This window comes from Streptosporangium sp. NPDC049078, from assembly GCF_040648855.1.
Lineage (GTDB): Bacteria > Actinomycetota > Actinomycetes > Streptosporangiales > Streptosporangiaceae > Streptosporangium.
Genome location: NZ_JBEZEL010000044.1, coordinates 1 through 1,645, shown reverse-complemented (window position 1 = coordinate 1,645; position 1,645 = coordinate 1). Strand labels below are relative to the sequence as shown.

Genomic DNA, 1,645 nt, shown 5'->3' with positions numbered 1-1,645 from the left:
GCCACGTAGAGGGGACAGGGGTCGGCCTCCGGCGGCGTGCACTTGACCAGGAAGTCCGTCTTCCCCGCGATGATCATGCGGTCGGCGACCGGGTCCTCCACGGTGCCGAGCGAGGCTCGCTCCACCCCGTGGTGGATCAGCGCCCAGGCGTCCTTGGCGTAGTACGTCTCGTCGAACACGACCGCGCGCGGCCTGCCCAGATCGACGAGGCGAAGGATCCCTCCGAACACCGCGACCAGCGACGGTCCCAGCCACCCCCAGAGCACGCTTCCCCGCATGGGGGGTAAGAGGCGATCCCGTATCAATCCCATTCGGGCAATTATGGTGATAAATCAGCCTCGATGGACAGCATCATAAAGATCGCGTTTTGGGATGCCCGCCGCCTTCGCCACGTCCACGATCGCCTGCTTCCTCGACACCCCCGACTCCTCCCTGCGCGCCACCTCACCGACCAGGTCCTCGATCACCGGCGGCAGGGCCTGCCCGGCGTATCCCGCGACGACGACCGTGATCTCCCCCCTGACGCCCCCGGCCGCCCACTCGGCCAGCTCCCCGAGACCGCCGCGCCGCACCTCCTCGTACGTCTTGGTGAGCTCCCGGCAGACCGCCGCCCGGCGGTCGGCGCCGAACGCCTCCGCCATCGCCGCGAGCGCGGCGTGCAGCCGGTGCGGCGCCTCGAAGAAGACCATCGTGCGCTCCTCCTCCGCCAGGGCCGAGAGCCTGCGGGAGCGCTCACCGGACTTGCGCGGCGGGAAGCCCTCGAAGCAGAAGCGGTCGCTGGGCAGGCCGGAGACTGCGAGCGCCGTGGTCACCGCGGACGGACCCGGCAGCGAGGTGACCGTGACCCCCGCCTCGACCGCGAGGTGGGTGAGGCGGTAACCGGGGTCGGAGACGCCGGGCATGCCCGCGTCGGTGATGATCAGCACGGTCTTGCCGTCCTGGAGTGCCTGGAGGAGCTCGGCGGCACGTCCGGCCTCGTTGGCGTCGTAGTAGGAGACGACCCGGCCGCCGATCTCCGCGCCCAGCTCCCCCGCGAGGCGGCGCAGCCTCCTGGTGTCCTCCGCCGCGACCACGTCGGCACTCTCCAGCGCGAGCCGCAGCCGGGGCGAGGCGTCGCCCGCCTGCCCGATCGGAGCCCCTGCCAGCACAAGCCTGCCGTTTTCATTCACCGTTTCATCCTCCCGCATTCCTGATCGCCCCCAGCCTGGGAAGAAGCTCTCGAATTAGACATCTGACAGGTTTTCTCTGGGCTGGAGGGGGTGGGGGGACCGTACGATGTCGGAGTGGCCGTGACCGACTTCACCAACCAGGCGTCAGAGCAGCCCGAGCCCCAGCCGTCCGGCGGGCACGAGGGCTCGGTGCGCGACCGGCTGGTGCCGCCGATGCCCGGCGGCGCCCTGTGGGGCTGGCTGGGCCCGCTGCTGGTCGCGGTGTTCGGGGGCATCCTGCGCTTCACGAACCTCGGCCACCCGCGCGCGATCATGTTCGACGAGACGTACTACGCCAAGGACGCCTGGGCACTGATCAACTTCGGTGCCGAGCACAACGTCGTCAAGGACGCCGACAAGATCCTGATGGACGGCAGCACCGCGATCTGGCAGGACTGCGCGCCCAACGAGATCGACAAGTGCGCCTCCTACGTGGT

Annotated in this window: 1 protein-coding gene and 2 pseudogenes; 1 reads left to right on the top strand and 2 read right to left on the bottom strand. The window is 69.8% G+C overall.

Features of this window, described 5'->3' with window-relative positions:
- Together AB0B90_RS38620 and rsmI are read right to left on the bottom strand one after the other, a co-directional pair.
- Positions 1 to 278: pseudogene (locus tag AB0B90_RS38620) on the bottom strand (phospholipid carrier-dependent glycosyltransferase); the annotation flags it as partial.
- A 54-nt stretch (positions 279 to 332) separates the two neighbouring features.
- Positions 333 to 1,187: a 16S rRNA (cytidine(1402)-2'-O)-methyltransferase gene (gene rsmI / locus AB0B90_RS38615; protein WP_350950451.1), complete on the bottom strand. Its 855-nt coding sequence runs from the start codon at positions 1,185 to 1,187 to the stop codon at positions 333 to 335.
- 96 nt (positions 1,188 to 1,283) lie between these two features.
- On the opposite strand from rsmI, the pseudogene AB0B90_RS38610 reads away from it, so the two are divergent.
- A pseudogene (locus AB0B90_RS38610) lies at positions 1,284 to 1,645 on the top strand (phospholipid carrier-dependent glycosyltransferase); the annotation flags it as partial.